3 protein-coding genes and 1 pseudogene are annotated in these 5882 nt (G+C 60.8%); 2 read left to right on the top strand and 2 right to left on the bottom strand.

The genetic code is table 11. The features are described 5' to 3' along the window. Positions 1-1104, top strand: a pseudogene (psaB, locus tag ACGVJ8_RS03130) (photosystem I chlorophyll a apoprotein A2); the annotation flags it as partial. Positions 1105-1263: 159 nt separating this feature from the next. Next, entirely contained in the window at positions 1264-2001 is a 738-nt protein-coding gene (locus ACGVJ8_RS03125) for a DUF3598 family protein (protein ID WP_392345442.1), read from the top strand. An 11-nt stretch (positions 2002-2012) separates the two neighbouring features. Here ACGVJ8_RS03125 and ACGVJ8_RS03120 read toward each other — a convergent pair whose 3' ends face one another. Together ACGVJ8_RS03120 and ACGVJ8_RS03115 are read right to left on the bottom strand one after the other, a co-directional pair. Further along, a complete protein-coding gene (locus ACGVJ8_RS03120) occupies positions 2013-2969 on the bottom strand; it encodes a cupin (RefSeq protein ID WP_392345441.1) in 957 nt (318 codons plus the stop codon). Positions 2970-3010: 41 nt separating this feature from the next. Further along, positions 3011-5882: efflux RND transporter permease subunit (locus tag ACGVJ8_RS03115; protein ID WP_392345440.1), on the bottom strand; the 2872-nt coding region annotated here is incomplete at its 5' end.

Raw genomic sequence — 5882 nt, 5'->3', positions numbered from 1 at the left:
CAGGCAGCCCTGTACACCCACCACCAGTACATCGCCATCGCGCTGATGTGTGGTGCCTTCGCCCACGGTGCGATCTTCTTCATCCGTGACTACGACCCCGAAGCCAACAAGGACAACGTCCTGGCTCGGATGCTCGAGCACAAGGAAGCGATCATCAGCCACCTGAGCTGGGTCTCCCTCTTCCTCGGTTTCCACACCCTCGGCCTCTACGTTCACAACGATGTGGTCGTTGCCTTTGGTACTCCCGAGAAGCAGATCCTGGTTGAGCCCGTGTTCGCCCAGTTCGTTCAGGCCGCCTCTGGTAAGGCCATGTACGGAATGGACGTTCTCCTCTCTAATGCCTCCAGCTCCGCCAGCCTTGCGGCCCAGAACATTCCTGGTGAGCACTACTGGCTGGACGCGATCAATGGCAACACTGATGTGTTCTTGTCCATCGGCCCTGGTGACTTCCTGGTTCACCACGCCATTGCTCTAGGTCTGCACACCACCACCCTGATTCTTGTGAAGGGTGCTCTGGATGCACGCGGCTCCAAGCTGATGCCCGACAAAAAAGACTTCGGCTATTCCTTCCCCTGCGACGGCCCCGGCCGTGGGGGCACCTGCGACATTTCTGCCTGGGACGCCTTCTATCTGGCTGTCTTCTGGGCTCTGAACACCGTGGGTTGGCTGACCTTCTACTGGCACTGGAAGCACCTGGCTATCTGGTCCGGCAACGTGGCCCAGTTCAACGAATCCAGCACCTACCTGATGGGCTGGTTCCGCGACTACCTGTGGCTCAACTCCTCCCAGTTGATCAACGGCTACAACCCGTTCGGCAGCAACAACCTCGCCGTCTGGGCTTGGATGTTCCTCTTCGGACACCTGGTTTGGGCCACCGGCTTCATGTTCCTCATCTCCTGGCGGGGGTACTGGCAGGAACTGATCGAGACCATTGTCTGGGCTCACCAGCGCAGCCCCATCGCCAACATGATGGGCTACCGCGACAAGCCCGTTGCACTGTCCATCGTTCAGGCTCGTGTCGTCGGCTTGGCTCACTTCACGGTTGGCTATGTCTTGACGTACGCCGCCTTCCTGATTGCCTCGACTTCAGGGAAATTCGGTTAATTCCCTCCTGCATTAACCCGTGACGAGTCGTTCCTCGTTTCAAACGTCCCCACTCGGTTTACCGGGTGGGGATTTTTGTTGTCTGTCCTTCGGAGTGGTTCTGCTGGACTGCGTTGTTGTTCTCGTTTTGGCCTGGGCACTGCCTAGCCTCAGGGTTCGATGGGGATCGTGCTGAACGTGGGCGAATGGGAGCTACTGCAGCGCAACGTTGGTGAGTGGCGCGGCTGGTTCGACAGCCTGGACCGGACGCTTCAACGCACCAAGCGTCAGCCCTCTCTTTTCACGCTCCAACCGGCTCCTTCCGGTGTGCCACTCGATCTCACTCTGCTGCTCTGGCCTGAGGGAGCGGGATCGAGTTCTCCTCATCAACCGCCTGCCGGCGAGCCTGAAAAGCGGATCGTTCAAAGCTTCATGCGGCTGGATCCTGATATGGGGGTCTTCGGCACCGGCAGTTTTTCGAGGGGGACGCTGCACCGGTCCACCTGGACCAAGCTCTATGCCGAGTTCGGGTTCCTGCATGACCAACGCCGTCACCGCTTGGTTCTGCTTTGGGATGGTGCGGGGCAATTGGATCGGGTCGTGCTGATCCGTGAGTTCCTCGCCGGAAGTTCAGCGGTGGAACGTCCACCCTTGGAGGCAGATCAGCTGATCGGCGACTGGCGTTGCGACCTCCCTTCGCCAGGAGACAACATTTATTTTGCAGCAGGCGATCTTGATCGCTGGATTTTTTTGCCGGATGGAGGAGCCTTCCTGGCGCCTGCGCAGATTGATCCCCACCAGTCCTTCAGCATCGAAGCGCTTTGGTTGTCGAGTGCAACACGCCTCGAGCGCATTGCCCGTCGTTATTCAGAACACGGTGCCCTGACGTCGGTGAACCACCAACTGCTCATCCGTTGAGGCTGGGCTAGCTATGGGGTGTTGCTCAAGTTAGCCCGGCCCCTTTTGCTGAAAGCAATGTCGAGAGTGCGCAGGTAGGTGTGCAGGCCGGCATCCTGAATTGGTAACACGTAGGCGTCGGCGCCGGATTCGTTGTGGTGGGAGTGCCAGTAGCCCGGCGGGGTCACGAAGGCTGCGCCCGCCACCCAGTCTTCCCGGTGCCCATTGCGGATCATCCCGTTCTCATCCAGCTCGGTGCCGATCATCGTGTGGCAACCCGGTTGGCAGGCCACCGCAAAATCAAGGGCGATCGATTGGTGTCGGTGGGGGCGCTGCACCTGGCCTGCGGGGAGAATTCCCAACATGGCCCAGATGGTGTGGGTGACGGTGCGCGTCTGTGGGAACGCGTTGTTTCCCAACAGCACACTCACGCGGTTGGCGTTGGCTCCGCCGGGATTGCTGGCGATGGCATCCAGCTGTGCGCGAGCATCCTGATGGCTATAGAAGCAGGGATCGAACACCGGCTTCACGGTGCTCACGCCCAGATAACGAAGCAGGGGCGCATCATGCACCCAGTAGAGGCCTGCGCGGGATTCGCTGCTGTGAATGGCTTCCCCGCCAGCCGGAAGCACGAACGTATCTCCTTCGCTCCAGTGAAAAACCTGACCACAGGCTTCGGTTTGTCCATAGCCTCGGGCCACGAAGAACAGCTGACTGGTCGCATCCGCATGGGTGCGCAGGGACCCCTGATCCAGCCGAATGAAGTTGCCGCACAGCGATGGACCCGTGGCCGGGCCTTCGCAGTGCAAGTCGGCACTCAAATCAAGAGGTTGCAGGGCCGTTTCGGCTCGATCAAAAAAACTGGCCGAAAAGCTGCGGTAGGGGATCGTGCTGATCAGCCCCTGCTGCAGGGGATTGGCAGCTGAGGCGTAGTCGAAGAACTGCGCCTGGGAACTGGTTGCCGTCGTCGTCCGCGAGGTGATGGTCATCGTTCCTTCCAGCAGCAGAACCATCAAATAGAAATCACACCTTACGCGGTGGCCCTTCGATCGCGTTTCAGCATCAGATAAACGGCAGGGACGGCAAACAGGGACAGCAACGAGGCCACCAGCAGTCCGCTGAAAACCACGGTGCCAATGCTGATCCTGCTGGCGGCTCCCGTGCCCTGGGCGAACAGAAGGGGCAGGAAACCCGCCAAGGATGTGACCGCTGTCAGCAGGATCGGGCGTATCCGGTTCACGGCCGCATCCACAATGGCTTCGCGCAGGGCCAGGCCTGCCGCAATCCGCTGGTTGGCAAATTCCACGATCAGAATTCCGTTCTTGGCCGCCAGGCTCACCAGCACCAGAAGTCCCATCTGGCCGTAAACATCCAGTGGAAGGCCCCGCAATTTCAAGCCGACCAGAGCTCCGAGCAGGGCCATCGGCACCGTGAGCAGGATGATCAATGGGTCAATGAAACTCTCGTAGAGAGCGGCCAGAAGCAGATAGACCACCGTCACGCCGAGGGCAAACAGCACCCAGGTCACCCGTCCAGCCCGTTGTTCTTCCAATGCCAGGCCTGTAAAGGCCAGGCCGATGTTGTTGCCTCCGAGGCGATCACCGGCCTGGGTGAGGGCATCGATGGCTTCACCGCTGCTGACCGTTGGCGCGGGGATAGCCGTGATCCGAATTGCCCGGTTGAGCCCGAAGTGGCGAATGTTGTTGACGCCCTCCTCGCGGGTCAAGCTGGCCACGCTTGTCATCGACACCAGCTCACCGCTGCGGTTGCGCACCATCAGACCCGTGAGATCCTCCGGCCGACGTCGCTCGCGGCCATCCAGCTGCAGAACAATCGAGCGGATGCGACCGTCCGCGAAGGTGTCATCGATGTAGCGGCCGCCAAAGGCAATGCCGATTTCTCGCAGCGTTCCGCCGTAGTCGAGGTCGAGAGCAGCCAGTTGGTCGCGGTCGAGCTCCAGCCGCCAGCGGGGAAAACTGGCATCAAAGCGGGTGCTCACCCGTTCAAATCGGTCTGTCGCCTTGGCCGTCTGGATGAAGTCCTGGGCGACTTGGCCGAATTGCTCCAGGCTGAGTTGCCCTCCGCTGCGGTCCAGCAGTTCCAGGGAGAGTCCTGATTCGCTGCTGAAACCCCGCACGGCTGCCGGGGTGATCAGCACGACCCTGGCATCACCAACCCGTTGCTGAATCTCTTGGCTGAGCCGGAGTTTGATGGCGTTGCTGCTCTGCTCTTTGCCAGGTCGATCCTTGAGTGGCTGAAGGCGCAGGTAAAACGATCCACGGTCTTCTCCACTCTGTCCGAAGGAGCTGCCGGCATAAAAGTTGCCGGTGCGCACCAGGGGCTCTTCGCTGACAACGCGTCGGATATCGTCCATTACAGCCACGCTGCGCTCGAGGCTGGCGCCATCGGGAAGGGTGAAGTAGCCGCGGATCTGGCCTTGGTCGTCGTCGGGGATGAACGCCGTCGGCATCACGGCCAATCCTGAGGCCGTCATGACCAGGCCGCTCAGCAATACAAGGGCGATGAGTCGCTTGTGCTGCAGCCAATGCTCGAGCTGTTTCGCGTATTGGGATTGCAGGGTTTGCATTCCCTGCCGAAGCCAGTGGCTGAGCTTGCCGATGGCCCCAGGAATACGGCCGCCACCTGGCCCCAACACCCGGGCGCAGGCCATCGGGGTGAAGCTGAGCGCATTCAAAGTGGAGAACAGAATCGCTCCGCTGATGGCCAGGGCGATCGGTTGATAGAGGCGTCCGATCGACCCAGGAATGAGCAGCACGGGCAGGAACACGGCTGCCAGCACCAATGAGGTGGCTACAATGGCCGTCGCCAGCTCAGCCATGGCGTCTTCGGCCGCCTGTTCGGGGGGTGTGCCCCGTTCGATGCGTCCGGCGATGTCTTCGCTCACGACGATGGCGTCATCCACAACGATCCCAGTCGCCAGCACCAGCCCAAACAGGATCAGGCTGTTGAGATTGGAACCGCTCAGTTTCACCAGGCTGAGGCTTCCCACTAGCGCCACCGGCACGGCAAGACCAGGGAGCAGGGCGAGACGCCATCGGCCCAGAAACAGCACCAGCACCACCAGCACCAGCAGTACGGCATCGCGCAAGGTGATGAAGGTGCGATCGAGGTTGGCCTGAACCGTGTCGGCCACATCCACGATCATTGAGAGCTCGATGCCCGGGGGAAAGCTCGCTTCCAACTGCTGCAGCTTGCGCTTGATCGCCCTGCTCACCTCCAGGACATTGGCCCCATCGCGCTGGTAGATCCCCACGGCCACGGAACGCTCGCCGGCCAAATTCATGGCTTTGCGTCCGTAGTTGCGCTGTCCGAGTGCAACTCGTCCCACATCCCTCAGGCGCAGCAGCCCACCGTTGTCCAACCGGCGCAACACGAGATTTTCGAAATCCGATTGGCTGCGGAGTCGTCCTTCCGCTTCTACCGGAAGGCTCAGCAATTGGCCCGATGGAACCGGGGCAGACCCAATGCTGCCAACGGCAGCCAAAACGTTCTGTTCAGCCAGGGCTCGGCTGACGTCGCTAAGGGTGAGGTTGGTCTGTTCGAGGCGTTGCGGATCTAACCACAGGCGAAAGGAGAGTTCACTGCTGCCGAAGATCTGTACATCGCCGATGCCTGGTGTGGTGAGCAGTGCGTCCCGCAGGGTCTGATCCAGCCAACCTGTGAGAAAGGTGGGGAGGTATTGATCCGGTGGGTGGCTGAACCCCAAAATCATCAACAGGTCTTCCGAGGAGCGCTGCACCTGGAGCCCCTGGCGCGTCACGGCATGGGGCAGCCGGCGGCTTGCCAGGTTTACCTCGTTCTGCACCTTGATCGCATTCAGCTCGGGATCGCCTGCGTTGAAGCGCAACGAGATGCTGGCGCCGCCCTGCCTGCTGGTTGAG

The sequence above is a fragment of the Parasynechococcus sp. genome (assembly GCF_042954245.1).
Classification (GTDB): Bacteria; Cyanobacteriota; Cyanobacteriia; order PCC-6307; family Cyanobiaceae; genus Parasynechococcus.
Note: the sequence above shows the minus strand (reverse complement) of the source record. Positions and strands in the feature narration are given on the sequence as shown.